Genomic DNA, 22,410 nt, shown 5'->3' on the forward strand with positions numbered 1-22,410 from the left:
TACTACGTCTACCTATTTGTTGTCTTCCGAATCGCCTCCATCATCAGGAAGGACCGTTTTCTATGGCTTTACAACTGGCTTTAGAGCCGCATCTCCATGAATCTCGTTTGATTGCTTCAGACTTTACTCAGCGCCTTGAGAGAATTGCCCGCAAGTACACTCGCGGAAGCACGATCGTCTGGGAAGATGCAGCCCAATCGGCTCAAATGAAAGTATTACAAGCAGTTAGAAGTGGCAAATTTAGACAGGGTGGCGCTGATGAATTTGATCGCTGGGCACTCACTGTCGCACGGTTTGAGATCATTGATTTAGTTCGCAAGGAAAAGCATCGTCATTGTGCCAGCTTAGATGCAGTGATTCCAGGAACAGATTTAGCCCTGTCTGAAACGATCGCGGCTAAGTTCGATGCTCTGGATAGCTTGGAGCAAACTGACCTGGTGCTACAGGCGATCGCAGCCATTCAAGAACTGGATCAACGGCTTCCTCAGCGGGGTTATATGACACTCTGGCAGGGACAGGTGCAAGGAAAAACGCAAACTCAACTGGCGATCGCATTAGGCGTGAGTCAGGGGGAAGTCTCGAAGCGCTGGAAAGAGATGGTGAGTCAAGTTTCTGAGCGGTTAGGAATTCTGCGCCCTGAAGCGATTCAGCAGGAACATCAGGCGATTGGTAAACGCAGAGGCAAGCAGCGTCGATCGACCGCACAATGGTAAAGATTCGTTAGTTTTGGAATAGAGACAGGCGATCGCTCGTTAATTAAAATCAGAAACCTATCAGCCCACTTGCCTAGACTTGTAGAGTTAGCCATGTATGTAGACCCAAAATCCAGATTAACTAAGCAAGACAATTTTGCTCTCCGGCTACCACAACCGGGTGAGATCTGGGAGGTTAGTCGATCGATACAATCTCCCCTAAAATTGTCGCGATCGGAACAGTGGTTCTCTGAACCCGCACAGAACTTTTTACAGGGGACTGACCCTCGCTACGTCATGATTGTGACTGATGCAGAGTCAGACCTAGAGGAACCGTGGCAGCCGATTTCTGTTATGGTGTTCTCGCTGGAGATTCAGTTTCTGAGCGTGACCGATATCTTCATTCCAATCGAAATTTCTGGATTAAATTGCGATGTGCTGGCAGAAACCTGGCACATTCGAGAAATGCTAGCTTGCAATTTATTGAATCCTGTTGGACGGCGTTTGTCGCGGCAGGTATATGACTGGTTACTTACGATCGATGACTTCCACGCGGGAGCCGCAAAGGATTTCCCATCTCAAGACATTCAAGCATCAGGACTAAAGATTGGTCAGCAATCCGCAGCAGCCGACGCCGCACTGGACGCATTCCATCGGCGAGAGGAAGCCTGGAGCGATGTTTTAACTGTCCCGATCGCTGCTTATCGGGTCTATCTGAAGGGGATTCAGCAAACAGAGCAGGTGTTACAGTCTGCGATCGCGGTGGAACGCGAGACGGCTGCTCAGCACCGTATCAATCTGAGCCAATGGTTTAACGGATTGATGGAAACGGGATGGCAAATGGTTTCTAACTGGATGGAAGCTGCGCCTACAACGGCGATCGCGACTCGTAGTAGTGATCTTAACGAGAATTCCTCCGCAGAACCCAATAACATTGCTGCACTGATTCATCAGCTTCAGTGCGAAACGGATGAGTTCCAACGCCGGCGAATTGCGAAACAACTTGGCGAGAGTGGAACAGGTCACGCTGGAGCGATTCAAGCACTAATCAACTTACTGCGAGAGACGCGAGATGACGAGACGCTTTGGGCGACTGTCGAGAGCTTGTGGAAGCTTGATCCAGGGAACCCTTCTGCTGGAGTTCGACAGGTTAAATTAATTGATTTGGGTATGCAAATTGCCAGCCAAGCCGTTGCTCTAGCAGTCGCACTGGTTCGCAAGGAAAATCAACAGGTGGGAGTGTTGCTTCAGGTTTATCCCCCTGAGAATGAACCCTATCTGCCTGCAAATCTCAAGCTGGTGCTACTCAACGCAAGTGGACAGGCTCTACGGGAGGTAGTCGCCCGACAATCAGATGTTTATATTCAACTAAAATTTAGCGGTGAACCACGAGAAGCGTTTAGCGTCAGAGTTGAGTTAGGAGCCGCTAGCATTACGGAGAATTTTGTCATTTAGCTTTCTGATTGAATAGTAGCCATCAGGGTAATATCGCTACTGGTTTATTGCCTCCATGATCAAAATGGGTATTGACGATCGCTGGTATAGGTCTCTATGTCATCTACTACACAGCTCAACTTCTCCGGAAAGAATCTTCAAGGGCGCTCATTCCGAGGACAAACTCTCATAGGTGCCGATTTTAGCAATGCAGATATTCGCGGAACTGACTTTACAGATGCCATTCTGGTTGATGCAAACTTCAATCATGCGAAAGCTGGGTTAACTGTTCGCCATCGCTTTTTCTGGATGGCGATCGTAGTGTTACTATCGCTCCTGTTAGGATTTGCGACAGTATTTGGGCTGGTGTTCTCAGGCTACTTACTTTTTCCCTTTTCACTGACTCCACGTCATTCACCTAACATATTGGCTGCGGGCATTGTCCTGATTCTATTTACACTTTTTGTTTTCAGTATTGTTAGGCGGGGGCTACAAACTGCACTGAGCATTCTCTTTCTTATGGGAATTCTTTTGGGAGCCGTGTTAGGGGGCTTAACTGGAACAATCGCTGGCGTTGCATCGGGCATTGTTGCTGTGACCATAACAGTCATATTAGCAACAGCAGCAACGATCGCAATGGTTATCCTGATGACTCTCGCAATCACCATTGCTCAAAAGTTGGCAGCCCTATTGTTCATTGCTGGAACAATCATGGGATCACTCATCGGTGCAACTGCTGGAGTCAGCATCGGAGCAACGGTTGTCACGGTCATTGCCAGGACTGCGACCATTCCATCAACCAGAATTGGCGCGATCGCAGGTGCCCAGCTTGCCGCCGCAACAGGTACCACTCTTGGAATTGCGATTGCAGCTTGGATTGCCCATCGAGTTTTGATAGGCGACTCACGATTCACCTGGGTCAAGACGTTGATCACTAAGATCACTATGCTAGGAGGTACGAGTTTTCGTAACGCAGATCTGACAAATGCAACATTTGCCTACGCAATTCTCAAAAGCACAGACTTGAGTAACAGTACGCTCACCCGTACCAACTTTCATAACAGCAGAGGTATTGATCAAGCCAGAACCGATCAAACAATTCTCAGCCATGCTGCTGTGCAGGCATTAGTGGTAACGCACCGAGGCGCTCAACAGTCCTATGTAGGACAGAATCTCAAGGGGGCAAATCTGATCGGAGCAGACCTCAGAGGTGCAGACTTGACCGATGCAGACTTAAATGGAGCAACACTAGAAGAAGCCTGGTTAGAAGAGGCAAACTTAACAAAGACACAGGCGATCGGGGCAAACTTTCAGGGAGCGCATCTCACGGGAGCGTGTATTGAAGCCTGGAATATTGATAGTGCAACACAGCTTCAGGGTGTGATTTGCGATTACATTTATCTTCGGAATTCTCAACAAGAGCGCCGTCCCAGCAGTGGCAGCTTCGCACCGGGAGATTTTACCGAGTTGTTCGAGGAAGTGATCCAAACGATCGATTTACTCTTTCGCAATGGTATTGACCAAAGGGCGTTCAACTATTCTCTGCATCAGCTTCAAATTGAGAATGAAGGCATGGCTCTCGCAGTTCGCAGTTTGGAAAGGAAAAGTAATGGAGTCGTGGTGGTTCGAGTCGATGTTCCAGCAGAGAGTAATAAAACACAACTCCATGCAGGTTTTCTCCATCATTACGATCTGGCAGTACGTGCGATCGAAGAAAAATACCAAGCCCAGCTTCAGGCAAAAGATGAACAAATCATTCTTTACCAGCAACAACAAGCCGATTGGAAAGCAGTGTTAGCAATGCTCGCTAACCAGAAGCAAATCGCAAATCAGCAAACTCCAAAGGCAGAACAGCAAAAACATCGTAAATGGGTTTGCCTTCATATCGGCGTCGGTAATTTGTGTACAGGTTTTCCGGTCACCCTTCAAATTGGAAATGAGATGCAATCTCGCCTCATGCAATATACAAAGGGCTGGCTTGCCGCTGCACCAGAATTATCGACCCTTTATGAACAATGGCAATCTGCCTATCGCAAATGTCTTAAAGCAAACTTTCGGCTGGATATTCCAGATACCCAGATCACGAATATCAGTCATCATGATTTCTTCCTAGAATGCAATCAAGCTGCCTCACACCTGGAAAAGCAGCTGAATGATTGGCTAAATGACCCAGACTTTCGACCGATTAAAGACCGAATGCTGGAGCAGTTAGCTCCATCTGATTCGATTCGGATTCTCCTTCAAACGGATAATCCTCAATTGCGACGGCTGCCCTTTCAACTTTGGGATTTTTGCGATCGCTATCCTCTTGCGGAAATTGCTCTCAGTGCTCCCGACTATGAGCAGACAGCCTCATTGCGCCCCCCCAACCCCAAAGCTAAAATTCTGGCAATTTTAGGAGACAGTACCGGAATTGATTTACAGAGCGACCAAGCTGTCTTGGCTCAACTGCCCAATGCAGACGTAACGTTTTTGGTAGAACCGCAACGTCAGGAATTAAACGACCAGCTGTGGAAACAATCGTGGGATATGCTCTTTTTTGCAGGTCATAGTTTCAGTCAATCCGATACAGCGGGAGGATACATCCGCATCAATCCTCACGAAAGCCTAACGATCGCTCAACTCAAACACGCATTGAGACAAGCGATCGCCCAAGGATTAAAGTTAGCAATGTTTAATTCCTGTGATGGGTTTGGGTTAGCACACCAATTATCCGACTTACACATTCCACAAACCATTGTGATGCGAGAACCTGTACCCGATCGGGTAGCCCAAGAGTTTTTGAAGAACTTTTTGATGGGTTTCTCACAAGGGAAGTCACTGTATCAAGCTGTACGGGAGTCTAGGGAGAAGTTACAAGGGCTTGAAGACCATTTTCCTTGTGCGACCTGGTTACCTGTTATCTTCCAGAATCCTGCGGAACCTCCTCTGAATTGGCATGATCTTCAGAAGGTTTAACCTGAGTAATTCATTTCTTGGACACGAAGAAGAAACTCTATAGGGTCAGTGTGTAAGCGGGTCTTAGGTTGGAGATCGATCAAAAGAGTCTGTAGGCGTTCCTTGATGAAATACCATTTGCCACCCCGACGAATCCAGTCGCCAGATCGACGATCGGTTCGTGTGACGGAACAACTCTCCCGACGGATTTATATGGGCTGACCGATAGGTAAGTAACACAATCGAATCTGCAAGCTCGTGTACAGTAAAGTCTTGGGCATGAATCTGCGGTGCTTCCGTCTCTAACGGCAACATCGCCAGTGTATCATCGCGACTATATGAAGCTCCCGATCGACCAAATTCTCTAAAATCAGGAGCAAGTAACTGTGCGAGACGTTCTCGATCACCCCGGCACTGCGGCTGATGAAGCTCACACTCCAATTCGCGCAGTGTGGACAGCAATGATGTTGCAGGATTAACCCATTTCATGAGTGTCCCCCAGATTCCATGTTTGAAAAAGCGATCGCCAATTTGCGTAAATCCTACTTTTTGGTAAAACCCCATTGCTGCCTCAGCAGCATTAACCGTGACTTCATTAAAAGGATGGGCACATTGAAGGAAAAGCTCTCTACCGATAAAGTTAGAGCGATCGCCCACCTCGATTAAATCTCATCCCAACTAAGAATCCTTGCGCTCTTACGGCGTTATCGCTGTTTAATATTGTCCGAAGTATTGATTAGAGATCTTTGAAGAAAGGCAGTTTCTAAATTCGCGCCAATCAGATTCGCACGGGTGAGATTTGCGCCGTGTAAGTGTGCCTCACGCAGATTTGAAAACGATAAAGTCGCACCTTCCAAATTTGCGCCGTTTAGCTTTGCTGCCCGAAGATTAATCCCACTTAAATCAATCCCTCGCAGATCGACTCCATTGAGAAACGCCTCCGCCAGATTTGCTTCGCTCAAGAACGCATTTTGGAGCATTGCACCGCTCAGTTTCGCGCCTTGCAGATTTGCCCAGTTGAGGTTTGCGCCCTGGAGATTGGCACTGCGGAGATTTGTGTTAAGCAGTTTTGCCCCACAAAGATTGGCATGTTCTAACACTGCACCGCGTAAATTGGCGTGACTCAAATCGGCACCACTGAGGCGCGATCGCGAAAAATCCGACCTCACCAGAAATGCGCCGTTGAGGTGCGCTTTGGTGAAATCTGTCTCGATCAGATTCCCTTCATTCAGCTTGACAAAGCGAAGATCTGCCCAATTCAGAAATGCACCCCGCAGATTTGCTTTCATCAGGAACGCTCGATTCAAATTTGCACCTGTTAGATTGGCATTGCTGAGATTAATATCGACGAGTGTGACATTGCTCAGATCGGCATTGCTCAAATCAACCCCAGAGAAATCTCGATCGCCCCATTCGTACCGCCGTAGTAGCTCCTGAACTTCCATGATTCAGCCCCTCCTATGCTCACAGTCTAAGCGTTGCTGCAAGGGTTATAGAGCGTTCGTTCTAGATTGAGCATCGAAAGTAATGGAGTGAAATACAGCGATATGAAAGTTTAATCTTGCAGGTGTGAGAACTGATACGCCCCGATCGCCGAAAGTCCGATCGCCATCACCAGCAAAACCGGAATCACAAACCAGGGAAATTGCGCGATCGGTAAATAGGCTGCCGCTCTTAAGCCTAAACTTGTATAGGTTAGCGGTAATAGATAAACGATCGCTTTTAACGCTGCGGGTAATGTTGCCGCATCGAAAAATGTTCCACCCAGAAACGACATCGGCACAATCACGAAGTTGTTATAAATGCCAACACCTTCTAGTGACTTCACATTCAAGCCCACAATCACACCCAGTCCTGCAAATACAGCACAGTTCAAAGCCAGAACCAGCAAAAACAATGGGTTCAGAAAGCTCCAAACTTTGCCTGTAAATAGGATTGCCACTAGAATCACTGATCCAGCCGTCAGTAGGCCGCGCACAATTCCCGCTAGCACCTTACCCAGATGCACCGCCAACGGATGCACCGGAACCAGCAAAATTTCCTCAAACGTCTTTGTGAACAAGCGATCGCCGCAAATCGAAAAGGTCGTGCCGCCAAAACTAATCACCATCGACGAAAGCGCCACCATTCCCGGCAAAATAAACTGCAAATAGTTATCTCCTGCGCTCGGTTTGGTTACGCTGTCGAGCGAACTACCCAATCCCAGCCCAAATGCCAAAATATAAATTAACGGCGACACCAAGCCCGAAGCCGCAATCTGAACCAGCCGCACCCGCAGATCCAGCCAATCCCCCCAAAATACCGTTAGGCTATCTTGCCACAACGTAGGTAGCGAAGAAGTAGACAGCGAAGAACGACGCAGAGAAGAACGCATATATAGAAAACTTTACAATGCTAATTATTGTGACATCAACGACGCACTCTAATCTCTACCCCGATGGCAAGATCGCGATCAAATTCGCCACAATAAACTAATAAAGTCTGGAGATCTTGCGGTGAGTTTACTGCTGGTTTTTCTATTTATGGGTCTAATCGCATATCTATATTTGCAGTACCAGAATTATCAGATTCGGACGATCCGCAATAGTGATGTCGTGATTGTCAAAGGAGCCGAAGACCGCTACCCGAACTTGCCGTTGGGAAACTTTGCTGTGCCACATCGGTTTCGCGCTCCCGATCGCGTTCAAGTCGTGTTTCCCACCATCACCGACGCAGGCGATGTCGAATATATTTACTCCTGGCACAGCTTAAGCTCGGTTACCCCCGTCATCCTGTCGCGCACCGATCGTCAAAACAAAATCCGCGTCATGGCAGAACTCGCGCCGATTATGAAAGAGCATTTGAAACTGGAATTCGATACGATCGCGCTCGAAAAGCAGTTTGAGAAGATTAACAAAATTGCGAAATTAGTTGCGGTTTCTGATTTTTATTCGTCGCAGTTAGAAATCTACGAAAAAGCGATCGATGAAACTAATAAGCTCATTAAGAAAGTCGATGAACTCAGCGAAGTCTACGTCCGCATCGTGCGAGAAACCTTAATTGGAACAAGAATTGCAGACTTCAATCCAGACCTACTGCTCGATCTGCACGTTCCTCTCGATGCCCAATACGAGCGCGTCAAAGCAGAATATCAATTCATGAAAGACACCACCCAAGCGTATTATGACCTCCTGAAAGAAAGCCAAGGCTTGAGCCGCTAGAATAGAATCCAACCCTTCTCAATTTCTCACTTATGAAGCGCAGACCCCGCAACAATTCCTACAACGATCGCTACAACGACTACGATCGAGACGATGAATATCTGCCCCCCGAACCCAAGCGAGGAAAACCTGTGAACAATAACAATCCTTCATGGTTTAACGCCACCGTAATTGCGGTGCTTGCAGGCATTTTCGTCTTAGGGATTGGTGTCGGAATTGCCTTCAGCGCTGCGACTCCAACCAACCCAACTAGCGTAGTCACAAACCTTCAAATCGACCAGCAAGCCCCCAACCCCGAAATCTGTATCCAAAACGGAGCCAGCGCGATGGCGGTGAGTACCCGCCTTTATGTAACGCTCAATCCCTTCAAGGTCTTTGTGGCACAAGCGGGAATGGAACCTGCCTGCATCATCAGACGCGCCAACTGGTCAGTGCTAGAACAGCGCAAACTGCTGACTGCCGAGCAAAGCCGTGAATGTCGTCAGAAGATGAATACCTTTGGCTACATCGGCAATCTCGACAACAAAGATAAAGTGACGATCGATTGCGTCTACCAGAGCGATAACGCTAAGAACCTCTTTTTAGGTGGCGCTTCCACCCCGACCCTCGGTAACGACGATCAGTTCTAACCATGACGCAAACCCCGCTAAAAATCACAACACCGGATCAGCACATTGTTGTGCCTGGAACGTGGGAGCAGTTCAAATCCATCCAAAAGGGATTTGAACACTCACGCGGGGTTCGTCTGTTTTATTACGACGGAACGATCGAGCTAATCATGCCTGGACGCGATCACGAAATTTTTGGACATATCATCGGCTGTTTGGTCACACTCTTTCTGGCACAGAAGGGGATCTTTTTTCAGCCGACAGGGGCGATGACCCAAGAGCAAGAAGGAACCGCATCCGCTCAAGCCGATCAATCTTACTGTTTAGGGCGCGTTAAGCCGATTCCTGATTTATCGATTGAAGTGGTCTTCACGAGCGGTGGCGCAAACAAGCTCAAACGCTATCAGGCGCTTGGTGTCGCAGAAGTTTGGTTCTGGCAAGATGGGGTACTGCGCTTTTATCACCTTGGCACGGATGGCTATGAGCGGTGCGATCGTAGTCAGTTTGAGGAACTCGCAGATCTTGATATTGACTTGTTGAGGCGCTGTATTTTGATGGCTGAAACGGACGCGGGTGAAGCAGTTCGGGTCTTTCAGCAAGCAATGCGCGATCGCTAATCCCCCAATGATGGACGTGAATATGACTCTGAATAAGAGTCGTCAAAGTGCTAGGTGCGCTGCGGAGTGGGGGCGGCGATCGCGTTTCCTTAGCAGATCCAGTAGAGCCTCATCGAATCGACAAATCAAACGGCATCCGTAGATAGATGTCATGCGGATCGTTCAGCGATTTTAGGCTCTCTAACTGCGTCTGAAGTTTCTTCGCCTCGCTCGTGAGTGGATCGATCGCAGGTTCATTCACCATCGCTCCCGTCAGCGTTTCGATCAAGCGTTCTTCAAACGATCGGGGTTTTGGGTATTCGTCAATTTGCCAATCGTTCCCCAGTTTTGCGCGTTCTGCCGCCGCTCGAATCGCATCTTCAAGTCCACCGATTTGATCGACAAGACCGATCGATTTAGCCTGATTGCCTGACCAGACCCGACCTTGAGCAATCTCCGCAACTTTGGATTTCTCTAGCTTGCGCGACTTCGCGACTTTGGTCAAAAACTGGTCATAGATGCGGTCGACTGAGGTTTGAATAATCTTTAGCTCTTCTGGTGATTTCGGGCGTGAAATCGTGCGGCTATCCGCAAAGCGAGCAGTTTTTACCACATCCCAATTAAAGCCATTTTGATTTGCAATTTGCTGAATGTTGGGCAGCCCGCCGAATACACCGATCGAGCCTGTGATCGTGGTGGGTTCTGCAAAGATTTGGCTGGCATAGGTTGAAATCCAATAGCCACCGGATGCCGCAACATTGCCCATCGACACAATCACAGGTTTTTTCTGATTGGTCAGAATGGCTTCTCGCTGAATAATTTCTGAAGCGGTCGCACTTCCGCCTGGACTATTAACTCTCAAGACAACAGCTTTCACATCATCATCAAATCGCAAATCCCGCAGTTGTTTCGCTAAACGATCGCCGCCAATTTGCCCAGCCCCCCCTTGACCATTAACGATTTGACCTTCGGCATAGACGACTGCGATTTGATTTCGGCTCGTTTTTGAGTCGCGCTTGTTTTCCGCGACTTGAGCATAGGTTTTTAAGCTCACTTGCCGAAATGATTTGGTGTCGTCATCTTGTCCCGTGAGCTTTTTCAACTCCGCAGTCATTTCATCAGCGTAGGCAACTCGATCGACCAGTTTTGCTTTCACTGCATCCTGTGGCTCAACTTGCCCAGATCGATCAGCGATCGCTTGCAGTTGCTTAGGAGCAAGGCTTCTAGATTTACCTGTAGTGCTGAGAAACTCCGTCCAAATATCTGAGAGTAATTTGCGCGTTTGTTCTCGATCGGCAGCACTTCGACGGTTTTGTAAAAAGGGTTCGACCGCAGACTTGAACTTTCCAACTCGCGTCACTTGAAATCCAATGCCAAATTTCTGTAAGGCTCTAGCAAAATAAAGTCCTTCAGAACTGAGTCCATTCAGTTCGACACTGCCGACTGGATTCACCGCGATCGTATCGGCGATCGAACCGAGATAATATTCGCGCTCTTGCCAGTCGACATCGTAAGCAAAGATCTTTTTGCCGCTTGCTTTGAAGCGCTCTAAAGCTTGGCGGACTTCCCGCAGCGTCGCGTAACCTGTGTCGCTACTTCCATTGCTACCACTGAGATAAACTCCGACAATTCGACTATCTTTGGCGGCTTCGTCGATCGAGTCGAGTACCGATCGCAAGCTCACCGTATTCGGGCGAGTTCCAGAAATTGCATCGTTTAACACTTCACGGGTGCTAGAACTTGCAGGCGCATCTGTGATCGTTTGTGCCATATCGAAGACGAGCACCGACTTATCTCGAACCGTGGGAGTTGTGTCGCGGCTTGCTAGCATCGAGAGTGAGATCAGCAGCAGCAAAAGACCACCCACACTCACGCCCAGGAAAATGAACAGCGCAAGCAATGTGGCGAGGGTCTGTTTGAGAAAGTCACGCATATCTTTAGAGAAGCATCGAAGATGTCGCCACTCTATGCTACATCTCTTTTTAAGAATCAGAAGATTACGGAATCAAGTTATCAAAGCCCCTGGAGCCGCGATCGTTCAATCAGAACCTTCTAGAATAAAGAAGTGCAGCCTTCTCTTGATTCCTAACCTTGATTCAAACTGAGACTTTAGAACTATTGGAATGGTCGCGCCTGTGTCAGCATCTGGCGACCTTTGCTTCGACAAAATTAGGAGCGATCGCGCTTCGGGCGCTCAAAATTCCGACCACTCAAGCTGAAACCGAACGTCTACTCGCTCAAACTGAAGAAGTTTACACTCTAGAATCGCAGCTCGCAAACGGATTGAGCTTCGAGGGCATTGAGGACATTGGAGATGCGCTGGAAAGAGCCGCACTCAATGGAATTCTTTCAGGCGTGGAACTGTTGTCGATCGCAACGACGCTTTCGGGTGCCAGGACGCTCAGGCGCACGATCGACAGTCAAGACGATTTTCCGATTCTGACTGAATTAGTGGCAGAACTCCGGACTTATCCAGAAATCGAGCAGGAGATTTATCGCTGCATTAATGATGATGGGAAAGTGAGCGAACGTGCCAGCCCGAAGCTCGCAGAGATTCGATCGCAACAAAAACAAGTGCGCGATCGCGTGTACGAAATGCTGCAACGAACCATGCAGCGACAAGCCAGTGCGGTTCAGGAACAAGTAATCACCCAGCGCGATGGGCGATTTGTAATTCCTGTGAAGGCAACGCACAAAGACGTGATCTCTGGCATTGTGCATGATGTGTCGATGAGTGGTGCAACGTTATATGTGGAACCGCATCCGACTGTGCCGCTCAATAATCAACTGCGTCAACTCCTGCGACAAGAACAAACCGAAGAAGAAGCGGTTCGACGCGCCTTGACAGAACAAGTTGCGATCGCCAAAGATGACCTCGAACGGTTACTCGCAATCTGTACCGCACTCGATTTAGCTGCCGCTCGATCGCGCTATAGCTATTGGCTAAAAGCAAACCCGCCGCGATTTACCAATGAGGCGATCGTATTGCGACAGTTAAGACATCCTTTGCTTGTGTGGCAGCAGCAGCAAGAACAAGGTCGATCGGTGATTCCGGTTGACTTAGTGATTCAGCCGCAAATCCGGGTGGTAGCGATTACCGGACCTAACACAGGTGGAAAAACCGTCACGCTCAAAACAATGGGCTTAGCCATGTTGATGGCGAAAGCTGGCTTGTTTGTCCCGGCGCGTGAACCTGTTGAACTACCCTGGTTCGAGCAAGTTCTAGCCGATATCGGTGACGAACAATCCCTAGAACAAAGCCTTTCTACCTTCTCCGGACACATTCGCCGCATTAGCCGCATTATCGAAGCCTTAACAGAATCTTCAAACTCACTCGTTTTACTCGATGAAGTGGGAGCCGGAACCGATCCAACCGAAGGTAGCGCACTCGCGATCGCGTTGCTGAACTACCTCGCTGACCACGCAAAGCTATCGATCGCCACCACGCACTTCGGCGAACTCAAAGCCTTGAAATACGAAGACGATCGCTTTGAAAATGCTTCGGTTGAGTTCGATGATGTCTCCCTTTCTCCGACTTATCGATTGCTCTGGGGCATTCCCGGACGATCGAACGCCTTAACGATCGCTCGGCGCTTGGGCATGAAGCCAGAGATTATTGAGTCTGCTCAAACCCAAGTCGGGGGCGCAGCCGAAGATGTCAACCAAGTGATCGCAGGACTCGAATCGCAGCGCCGCGCTCAAGAAACCAAAGCCAAAGAAGCCGCACAGCTCTTGCAGCAAGCCGAACGCTTCTACGCAGAAGTCTCAGCAAAAGCGGCAAGCCTGCGCGATCGAGAACGCGACTTACAGCAAGCTCAAGAACGCGCCGTTCAAGACGCGATTGCCCAAGCGAAAGGTGAAATCGCTAAAGTGATTCGCAATCTTCAAAAAGGCAGCGCGACGGCTCAAGAGGCTCAGCAGGCGACAGAATCGCTCAATCACTTAGCTCAGAAGCATCTGCCCTCTCGCCAGCAACCGCAAAAACCGAAACCCGGCTATCGTCCCCAAATCGGCGATCGCGTCCGCATTCCCCGCTTGGGTCAAACCGCCGAAGTGCTGGAACTTGCAGGAGACGATGAATTAGTCGTGCGGTTTGGCTTGATGAAGATGACGCTTCCGATCGGCGACATCGAATCACTCACCGGTGAAAAGGTCGCCAAACCCGAACCGAAGCCCGAACCGAAACCAAAAGCCGCTCCGCCTCCCCCGCCTGCCGCTCCTACCCCGGTCATTCGCACCGATCGCAATACCTTCGATATTCGCGGCAGTCGTGTCGCCGATGCCGAGATCGTGCTCGATAAAGCGATCTCAGAAGCGCAAACTCCGATCTGGATTATTCACGGACATGGAACGGGCAAGCTGCGGCAGGGTGTCCACGAGTTTCTCAAACGTCACCCACGGGTCGATCGCTTTGAACTCGCCGATCGCGCTGATGGCGGAAGCGGAGTCACGATCGCCTACCCGATCTAAGTAGTCAGCTTTTACTTTAAACCGGGAGTCTGTGTAATTTCTCGGTTTCTTCATGTCGATCGATTTTTCTTGATGCTTTCATCATGAAGATAAGATATGGCGGTCATAGATTAGCAAAACCAGGCATCTCAGGCGATATCGCTTCGCACTGACTACTTGTAATTCTTACAAAACAGAATATCCTCTTGAAATTTCGTTAAAGTCACGTATAAGCACTTAAGTATTTTCCGAAACAATGTTAGTTTCGAGGGGCGCAAATATCAAAACAATCCTACAAACCAGCATTTCGTGATGCACTGAGCGAGTCTAGCTTCGCCAGCAGGATTTGAGACAGCGGCACATTAGCGCCGACTCTCCCACGCGAATTGATCTCTTGTAGATCAGTTCACGCATTTTCTGTGGGTCTCACGCGCATCGAACACCATAGCCATCTAGACCTGAAATCTAGCGCTGTAGTGTTCAACATACTCGATTGACCGCTCCTGATACTCGATTGATTCATCTTGTTCTCGTCGCGACCCGCCTTATGTGTGTGTAGGTTGCAAAGCCGCTCGAATGAGTTGGCTGAATTTTACCTGCCTGAATTTAGGTAACGAGCATCGCGATCGCGCTCTCGTGCCGGGTCGGGCCCGCCAGTCCTGTCGTTTTCACGTATGAAGCGAAATGCAGAGTTCTTCTAATTCGTCAAATCTCTTAGACTTAAGTTATCCTCAATCTCCTAGTAGTTCCCCGTTCGACTCCGCCAATCTGGAAACGGCGCGATCGAGTTCGTCGAATCGCTTGGTATTCATCGATTCAGCCGTTGAAAATGCTCAGAGTCTCGCTGCCAGCGTAATCAGTGGGACACAGGTCGTATTGCTCAATGCCAACACAGACGGAATCGACCAAATCAGCGGAGTCCTCGCTGGATATCAAAACTTAGATAGTGTTCACATCCTCTCTCACGGCAGCATTAGCAGTATTGAACTCGGCAAGGCGGCTCTTGACCTCGGTACGATCTCTAGCTACAGCGACAAGCTGAGAAGTTGGTCAAATGCTCTGTCTACCGATGCAGATATCCTGCTGTACGGTTGTAATGTTGCAGATGGCAATACTTCGCTGATTACAGTTCTAAGCGAACTCACTGGGGCTGATGTTGCTGCTTCAGCAGATGCAACTGGAAGTGCAGATCGCGGTGGGAACTGGATACTTGAAACGTCCACCTCGACGATCGAGGCGGCTTTACCGTTTGATTCTAATTTACTCGCTCAGTACACAGGCATTCTTGCGGATGGTAACGGACTGCAGGGTGAGTACTTCGACAACATCGACTTCACCAATCGCATCCTGACGCGCACTGATACCACAGTGAACTTTGACTGGGGACAAGGCTCACCCGCCGCAGGCATCGGAGATGACACTTTCTCGGTACGTTGGACAGGTCAGGTGCTCGCACCTACATCTGGAACCTATCAATTCTTCACCACCACTGATGATGGAGTCCGCCTGTTTGTCAATGACCAGCTCGTAATCAACAGCTTCGTAGATCAGCCGCCGACGGAACGTACAGGGTCGATCGCCCTAGTTGCAGGACAGCGCTACGACATCCGCATGGAGTATTTCGAGAATGGCTATGATGCCTCGGCGCTCCTCGGTTGGTCAGGGCCAGGCATTACGAAGCAAATCATTCCGCAATCTCAACTGTTTAGCTCTACCACAACAACCCCCACACCTCCAACTCCTCCAACCACTGGCACCGGTAACGGTCTACTGGGCGAATACTTCGACAACATCGACTTCACCAATCGCATCCTGACGCGCACTGATACCACAGTGAACTTTGACTGGGGACAAGGCTCACCCGCGACTGGCATTGCCTCTGATACTTTCTCAGTCCGCTGGACGGGTCAGGTGCTCGCACCTACATCTGGAACCTATCAATTCTTCACCACCACTGATGATGGAGTCCGCCTGTTTGTCAACAATCAACTGGTGATCAACAGCTTTGCGGATCAGCCAGCGACAGAGCGTACAGGGTCGATCGCGCTAGTTGCAGGGCAGCGCTACGACATCCGCATGGAGTATTTCGAGAATAGCATTGCGGCTGCAGCGTTCCTCGGTTGGTCAGGGCCAGGCATTACGAAGCAAATCATTCCGCAGTCTCAACTGTTTAGCACTGCTCCCACCACTCCAACTCCTCCGCCCACCACTCCAACTCCTCCGCCCACTGGCACCGGTAATGGTCTACTGGGCGAATACTTCGACAACATCGACTTCACCAATCGCATCCTGACGCGCACTGATACCACAGTGAACTTTGACTGGGGACAAGGCTCACCCGCCGCAGGCATCGGAGATGACACTTTCTCGGTACGTTGGACAGGTCAGGTGCTCGCACCCACGTCTGGAACCTATCAATTCTTCACCACCACTGATGATGGAGTCCGCCTGTTTGTCAACAATCAACTGGTGATCAACAGCTTTGCGGATCAGTCAGTGACAGAGCGTACAGGGTCGATCGCGCTAGTTGCAGGACAGCGCTACGACATCCGCATGGAGTATTTCGAGAATCGCGGTGCGGCGGCGGCGTTCCTCGGTTGGTCAGTACCTGGCTTTACACAGCAAATCATTCCACAGTCTCAACTGTTTAGCTCTACTACTACAACCCCCACACCTCCGCCCACCACTCCAACTCCTCCGCCCACTGGCACCGGCAACGGTTTACGAGGCGAATACTTCGACAACATCGACTTCACAGCCTTCAAATTTGCTCGGACTGATGCCAACATTAACTTTAATTGGGCAGAAAGTTCACCTGATCCCAACATTGCTCCTGACACCTTCTCAGTCCGTTGGACGGGTCAAGTTCAGCCTCTTCACAACGATACATACACCTTCTTCACCACCACTGATGATGGGGTACGGCTGTCTGTGAATGGTCAACTCATTATCGACAGCTTTGCGGATCAATCCGCAACTGAGCGCACCGGCACGATCGCGCTTCAAGCCGGACAGCGCTATGACATTGTGATGGAGTATTTCGAGAACGGCTACGATGCAGTCGCACAGCTCGGCTGGTTTAGCGCCAATCAAGCCCGTCAAATCATTCCGCAATCGCAGCTTTACAGCAATGTCTTCTCGACCAATCCCGGTACACTCGTCATCGGAACGAACAGCGTCACCGTGAACGAAGATGCCGGAACCGTTTCGATCCGCATCGATCGAGTCAGCGGTAGCGATGGGGTCGCAACGGTGCGCTACACCACCGGAGAAGCGAGCGCCAGAGCGGGAACAGACTTCACTGCCACCGCAGGTCAACTCACGTTTGCAGCGGGAGAAACCAGCAAAACGGTAACCATCCCGATTCTCAATGACAACATTGAAGAAGGCAGCGAAAGTTTCGGCTTTGGGTTAGGAGAAACTTCGGGCGCAGCACTGGGGATTAACCGCACCTCGCTGATTACGATCATTGATAATGACGCGCCGACTAGCTATACATTTAGCGCGGCGGTCTTCAACGAAAACGAAAACGCGGGAACGGCAACCATCACCGTTCAGCGCAGTGGGTCTACCTCGACGGCTGGCAGCATTAGCTACGCTACCAGCAATGGGACTGCAACGGCTGGCTCAGATTACACTGCAACGGCTGGCACGCTCTCCTTTGCACCAGGTGAAACCAGTAAGACCTTCACAATCGCAATCCGCGATGATGGTGACAGCGAACGCAACGAAACCGTCAATCTCACCCTGAGCAATCCGTTCTCCGGCAGCTTGGGCACTCAGGGCACCGCAACTCTGTCGATCGCAGATAACGACTTCGGCAACGTCGATCGTCAAACCGTGATTTCAGGACTCTTGCAGCCGACCGCATTCGATTGGACACCGGGCGGTGAATATATGTTCGTCGCTCAGAAGAATGGTGTCGTCCGCGTGGCTCGCAATGGGGTGCTGCAACAAACCCCAGCCGTTGATATTTCCGATATTGTCAACAGCCCCCGCGATCGTGGCTTGCTCGGTCTTGCCGTACATCCAGAGTTCTTCAATGGCAGCCCGTATGTTTATTTGATGTACTCGTATGATCCGCCCGAAACCCGCAGATCAGGCTTTGTCCCTGAATTAGAGCGACCGGATGCAGTGGGCAACCGGACAGCACGGTTAGGACGATTTACGGCAACCATCAACAACGGAGTCGTATCGATCGATCGGCGCAGCGAAGAAGTCATCTTAGGTCGAAATAGCGTTTGGCAGTACATCAGCAATCCGGGCGATAACGGCACCAACAACTTCTTTATCCCGGAATCAGGTCGAGATGCGAATGGCAACTACGTTCAGGACTTCCTGATTATCGATAGTGAATCGCATACAGTTGGCACAGTGAGATTTGGCAATGATGGTTACTTGTATGTGAGTAACGGCGACGGTGCTTCCTACAATGATGTCGATCCACGAGCCTTCCGCAGCTTAACGCTCGACAACTTGTCCGGTAAGATTTTGCGGATTGATCCGATTACAGGAGCTGCGCCATCCTCGAATCCATTCTTTGATGGCAATGCCCAAAGTAATCGATCGAAGATCTGGCAGTATGGCTTGCGAAATCCGTTCCGCTTCACGATTAACCCGACCAATGGACAAACCTACATTGGCGATGTCGGCTGGGCGCAATGGGAGGAAGTCAACACCGGACGAGGCGGCGAGAACTTTGGCTGGGTGGCGTATGAAGGCCCTGACAGAGCAGGTGGCTATGATAGACTCCCCAGCGTTCAAGCGTTCATGGCGAATGGCGGGGGTGAGACGGTGACAAATCCGCTTTATTCGTACCGACACTATGGTGGCGGTGGTAACGCCATCAACGTTGGCGACTTCTACAACGGTAACTTGATCATCACGGACATGAGTAAGGGAACAGTCGATGCGCTGTCCTTTGATTCATCGGGTGCAGTGGTGGATCAGCGACGATTTGCTGAGTTCATGTTTGGCTTGGGACAAATCAGAACGGGTGCTGACGGTAACCTGTACTATGCAAGCTTGGTATCAGGTGAAGTCGGTCGTTGGATTCCGGTGTAGTAGTGATGTAAGTCTGCGGCAGGTCTGTCGCAGGCTTGACCTCGGTTGATCCCAGACAACAAAGCAGGGCTAGATCTCTCCAGCCCTGCTTTGTTGATTGCTCTTTTTTGTTGATTGCTTTTGTTGATTGCTCTTTCGGATTTACACTTTCGCTTCAAGCGATTTGAGAAATTCTGTATTCACGCCAGATTCGCGGCTGAGCGCGATTTTGCCAGTGCGAGCAATCTCGCGCAGCCCAAATTTTTGTAGTACCTGCACGATCGCCACTATTTTTCCGGGATCGCCAACGACCTCTAACGTGAGTGAATCTTCTGCCACATCCACCACTCGCGCCCGGAAAATTTGCGCCAGTTCGACGATTTCCGATCGCGTCGAACTGCCTGCATTCACCTTCAGCAGCATGAGTTCGCGTTCGACACAGGGAACTTCTGTGATGTCTTGAACTTTAATCACATTGATCAGCTTATAAAGCTGCTTGGTCAACTGTTCGATCACGCGATCGTCTCCCGGCACCACCATCGTGATCCGCGAAACGCCGATTTGCTCAGCCGGACCCACAGCCAGACTTTCAATATTAAATCCGCGTCGGGCGAACAATCCTGCGATCCGAGTCAGAACTCCGGCTTCATCTTCTACCAAAACCGAGAGCGTATGCTTCATTGCTGTATTCCTAGTAACATTTAGTTCCTTCTATCGTGCGACATTGGTTCGGTCTTGTCCAGCCAGAAGTCGAAGAATTTCCGAAAAAATCTGAGTTAGAAAATTTTTGTCGATACAGCAGAAATTAGTTGAATTGCGTTCTGTATTCCGCTGCAATCCTTCTCTGGAGCGATGAATATTGCAGTGGCTCGATCGTTCAATTCCACTGTGTATCGTGATATTTGGAGTCAGAATTGTTATGGGTTGGTTACAAAGACTTTTTGGCATGGAGAAGCCTCAGAATCCGGAGCAAGCGGTCAGCGGTCAGCCTGCGCCAGACGCAGCAGCTTCTGCGCCTCCAGAGGCTCAAGTCTCTCCCGGAGACACGATTCCACCAGAGCGAGTTGGTTTGAATGGCGAGTATGATCAAAGCGGTTTGGCGAAGCGGGTCGCTTTGGCGTTTGATCAAGATAGTCAGCTAGATGATATCAATACGCTTTGGGTGGCGCAGTTGGGAACGACTGTGGTGTTAAAAGGCAGTGTTCCAAGCCAGGATGTGTTGAACAAAATGGTGAGCGTTGCAAATAACGTCAATGGTGCAACGGCAGTGGATACAAACCAGGTTCAAGTGGGTTAATTGATGCGTTGAATCAAGAAGACCTCCAGCTCTCGACCGCTGGAGGTTTTTTTCATGTGGGGTGGAGCGTAGGGAGTGGGGAGCGGGGTGTCTCCTACTCCTTTTAGCGTTCACAGCTCAAACCGGATCGCTATAGAGGCTAAGCCGATCGCTCTTCTAAGATTGCTATATTAAAATCTTGCTCTCCATTTCCGATCGCGCCTATGTTCCCGGTGATCTATTCCGATGAGTTTCTGCTGCATGATACGGGCGATTTTCATCCTGAAAATGCTGGACGGTTGACTGCGATTCGGGCTGCGCTTAAATCTGCACCTTGGGCAAATCAACTCGAATGGAAATCGCCCACTCCCGTTGAAGCTCGATCGCCCCTGCCCCTAATGCAGTTGATTCACGATCGCCGCTATCTTGAGCAAGTTCGACTCTTGGCGAATCGGGGTGGCGGCTATATTGATGGCGATACGATCATCTGTCCGCGCAGTTTTGAAGTAGCGATGCTGGCGGTCAATGCTTGGATTGATGGAGTAGAAACTGCGATCGCATCTGGTGAACCCTGTTTTGTAATAGCGCGTCCACCCGGACATCACGCCGTTGCGGATGAAGGAATGGGATTTTGTTTATTTAGCAATGCTGCGATCGCCGCTTATGCTGCTTTGGCACAGGGACTAGAGCGCGTCTGTATTCTCGATTGGGATGTGCATCACGGGAATGGCACACAAGCGATCGTTGAAACCAATCCCAAAATCCGGTTTTGTTCGCTGCATGAGTCACCGCAATATCCGGGTACAGGTCATTCTTCAGAAACAGGCTTACATCAGAATGTCCTGAATTTGCCGATCGCACCCGGAAGCACGATCGAAGACTATCAACCGCTGTTTGAGCAAAAAGTGATTCCATTTCTCAGTGAGTTTCAGCCAGATCTACTGATTATCAGTGCGGGGTATGATGCAAATCATGCTGATCCATTGTCAGGAATTTCGCTGAAACCAGAGAACTACCAATTGTTTACGCAATATTGCTTGGGAGTTACCCGACGAATTGTGTTTGGCTTAGAGGGCGGATATGACTATCCCACATTAGGACGATCGGTTGTGGCAACGATCGGGGCTTGTTTGCAATCATAGAGGAACGCCCCCCTACTGTTTTGACAGGGATGACGGCGGAATCGCTATACTGAATCAGCAACAGTCTGTATTCTCACGGTGGCTTATGTCCTTTCCCAAGTCAACGCTCATCGGGCTAAAAGCCGACCAGTTCCGCCATCCCCTCGATCTCGAAGCAACGAACGCCCTGAAGCAGTTGCCAGGACTGGATCTTGCAATCCGCACATTATTAGGCCCGGTAGCAGAGCAATTCTTTTACCTAGAAAATATCGCCTCCAGCATTCTCGTGAGCGAACAGCAGTTGCCGGATCTGCACAAACTCTTGATCGAAGCCAGCCGCATTCTTGATCTCGAAGCACCTCAGCTTTACGTGCGTCAGCATCCTGTTCCCAACGCCTACACCTTCGCCATGCGGGGCAGGCAGCCGTTTATCGTGATGCACACTTCGCTAATCGAATTGCTCACGCCCGAAGAAATTCAAGCCGTGATTGCTCACGAACTCGGACATCTTAAGTGCGATCACAGTGTCTATCTGACACTCGCCAATGTATTAGTCCTCGCAGCCGGTCAGCTACCTTTCCCGATCGGCGGTGTGATTACCCAAGGCTTGCAGGCTCAAATCATGAATTGGGTACGCTGTGCCGAATTTACCTGCGATCGTGCCGCCCTGCTCGCCACTCAAAATCCAAGAATCACAATGTCAGTGATGATGAAACTTACAGGCGGATCACCCAGTTTGGTGAAGCAATTAAACCTAGATGCGTTCATCGCTCAAGCTCGTGCCTACGACGATATCAGCAAAACCGAGATGGGAGAAATGCTCAAACAACTGCAAACTGTACAGTTGTCGCACCCCGTTCCGGTTTTAAGAGCGCGAGAAATCGATCGCTGGGCAAGCTCGCAAGAATACCAGTCCTTGATTGCTGAGCGAACCAAAGAAGCAAGTAGAGGCGGATGGCGTAATTGGTAAGCCACTTCGCTCATTCTTCAATTGAAGAAATTGAAGGAGTTAAGGAGTCGTTGCTTTGGTTGAATTCGTGGGCAGTCTAAACCC

The 22,410-nt window shown here is 49.8% G+C and carries 16 protein-coding genes; 11 read left to right on the forward strand and 5 right to left on the reverse strand.

Going from position 1 to position 22,410, the window contains the following annotated elements; genetic code table 11:
- Window positions 1-62: 62 nt before the first annotated feature.
- The 3 genes from NC981_RS03285 (at window position 63) to NC981_RS03295 (ending at window position 5,084) form a co-directional block, all read left to right on the forward strand.
- Window positions 63-713 carry a sigma-70 family RNA polymerase sigma factor gene (locus tag NC981_RS03285; protein ID WP_348241514.1) on the forward strand — a complete coding sequence of 217 codons (651 nt, stop codon included), beginning with the start codon at window positions 63-65 and terminating at the stop codon, window positions 711-713.
- A gap of 276 nt (window positions 714-989) precedes the next feature.
- Window positions 990-2,147 (forward strand): DUF1822 family protein, encoded by a 1,158-nt coding sequence (locus tag NC981_RS03290; RefSeq protein ID WP_348241515.1) that lies wholly within the window; start codon window positions 990-992, stop codon window positions 2,145-2,147.
- Window positions 2,148-2,243: 96 nt separating this feature from the next.
- Window positions 2,244-5,084 carry a pentapeptide repeat-containing protein gene (locus NC981_RS03295; RefSeq protein ID WP_348241516.1) on the forward strand — a complete coding sequence of 947 codons (2,841 nt, stop codon included), beginning with the start codon at window positions 2,244-2,246 and terminating at the stop codon, window positions 5,082-5,084.
- Between the two features lie 63 nt (window positions 5,085-5,147).
- Here the strand turns inward: NC981_RS03295 and NC981_RS03300 are convergent, their stop codons facing one another.
- From NC981_RS03300 to NC981_RS03310, 3 genes are all read right to left on the reverse strand, one after another.
- Window positions 5,148-5,720, reverse strand: coding sequence for a GNAT family N-acetyltransferase (locus tag NC981_RS03300; protein ID WP_348241517.1), 573 nt, complete (start codon window positions 5,718-5,720; stop codon window positions 5,148-5,150).
- Window positions 5,721-5,767: 47 nt separating this feature from the next.
- The gene (locus tag NC981_RS03305) at window positions 5,768-6,508 is read right to left on the reverse strand and encodes a pentapeptide repeat-containing protein (RefSeq protein WP_348241518.1); all 741 of its coding nucleotides are present in this window, start codon (window positions 6,506-6,508) and stop codon (window positions 5,768-5,770) included.
- 110 nt (window positions 6,509-6,618) lie between these two features.
- Window positions 6,619-7,437, reverse strand: coding sequence for an ABC transporter permease (locus NC981_RS03310; protein ID WP_348241519.1), 819 nt, complete (start codon window positions 7,435-7,437; stop codon window positions 6,619-6,621).
- 121 nt (window positions 7,438-7,558) lie between these two features.
- Here NC981_RS03310 and NC981_RS03315 point away from each other — a divergent pair, with 121 nt between their 5' ends.
- From NC981_RS03315 to NC981_RS03325, 3 genes are read left to right on the forward strand one after another with little or no spacing between them, the layout of a single operon-like run.
- Complete coding sequence (locus NC981_RS03315) at window positions 7,559-8,263, forward strand: hypothetical protein (protein ID WP_348241520.1); 705 nt, start codon at window positions 7,559-7,561, stop codon at window positions 8,261-8,263.
- Window positions 8,264-8,295: 32 nt separating this feature from the next.
- Window positions 8,296-8,892 (forward strand): DUF3172 domain-containing protein, encoded by a 597-nt coding sequence (locus tag NC981_RS03320; protein ID WP_190378749.1) that lies wholly within the window; start codon window positions 8,296-8,298, stop codon window positions 8,890-8,892.
- A gap of 2 nt (window positions 8,893-8,894) precedes the next feature.
- Window positions 8,895-9,488 carry a Uma2 family endonuclease gene (locus NC981_RS03325; RefSeq protein WP_348241521.1) on the forward strand — a complete coding sequence of 198 codons (594 nt, stop codon included), beginning with the start codon at window positions 8,895-8,897 and terminating at the stop codon, window positions 9,486-9,488.
- Between the two features lie 109 nt (window positions 9,489-9,597).
- On the opposite strand, the gene sppA is transcribed toward NC981_RS03325, so the two are convergent.
- Entirely contained in the window at window positions 9,598-11,400 is a 1,803-nt protein-coding gene (gene sppA / locus NC981_RS03330) for a signal peptide peptidase SppA (RefSeq protein WP_348241522.1), read from the reverse strand.
- A 158-nt stretch (window positions 11,401-11,558) separates the two neighbouring features.
- Between sppA and NC981_RS03335 the strand changes: the two genes are divergently transcribed.
- Together NC981_RS03335 and NC981_RS03340 are read left to right on the forward strand one after the other, a co-directional pair.
- Window positions 11,559-13,937 (forward strand): endonuclease MutS2, encoded by a 2,379-nt coding sequence (locus tag NC981_RS03335; RefSeq protein WP_348241523.1) that lies wholly within the window; start codon window positions 11,559-11,561, stop codon window positions 13,935-13,937.
- A gap of 663 nt (window positions 13,938-14,600) precedes the next feature.
- Window positions 14,601-18,980, forward strand: coding sequence for a PA14 domain-containing protein (locus tag NC981_RS03340; protein WP_348241524.1), 4,380 nt, complete (start codon window positions 14,601-14,603; stop codon window positions 18,978-18,980).
- A gap of 141 nt (window positions 18,981-19,121) precedes the next feature.
- Here NC981_RS03340 and ilvN read toward each other — a convergent pair whose 3' ends face one another.
- Window positions 19,122-19,640: an acetolactate synthase small subunit gene (gene ilvN, locus NC981_RS03345; RefSeq protein ID WP_190378744.1), complete on the reverse strand. Its 519-nt coding sequence runs from the start codon at window positions 19,638-19,640 to the stop codon at window positions 19,122-19,124.
- A 238-nt stretch (window positions 19,641-19,878) separates the two neighbouring features.
- On the opposite strand from ilvN, the gene NC981_RS03350 reads away from it, so the two are divergent.
- The 3 genes from NC981_RS03350 to NC981_RS03360 all read left to right on the forward strand — a co-directional run bounded on the left by NC981_RS03350 (window position 19,879) and on the right by NC981_RS03360 (window position 22,326).
- Window positions 19,879-20,256 (forward strand): BON domain-containing protein, encoded by a 378-nt coding sequence (locus NC981_RS03350; RefSeq protein ID WP_190378743.1) that lies wholly within the window; start codon window positions 19,879-19,881, stop codon window positions 20,254-20,256.
- A gap of 203 nt (window positions 20,257-20,459) precedes the next feature.
- Window positions 20,460-21,377: a histone deacetylase gene (locus tag NC981_RS03355; RefSeq protein WP_348241525.1), complete on the forward strand. Its 918-nt coding sequence runs from the start codon at window positions 20,460-20,462 to the stop codon at window positions 21,375-21,377.
- An 85-nt stretch (window positions 21,378-21,462) separates the two neighbouring features.
- Window positions 21,463-22,326, forward strand: a complete 864-nt coding sequence (locus NC981_RS03360) for a M48 family metallopeptidase (protein ID WP_348241526.1) — start codon at window positions 21,463-21,465, stop codon at window positions 22,324-22,326.
- Window positions 22,327-22,410: the final 84 nt, after the last annotated feature.

It is taken from the genome of Leptolyngbya sp. DQ-M1 (genome assembly GCF_039962505.1).
Taxonomy (GTDB): domain Bacteria; phylum Cyanobacteriota; class Cyanobacteriia; order Leptolyngbyales; family Leptolyngbyaceae; genus Leptolyngbya.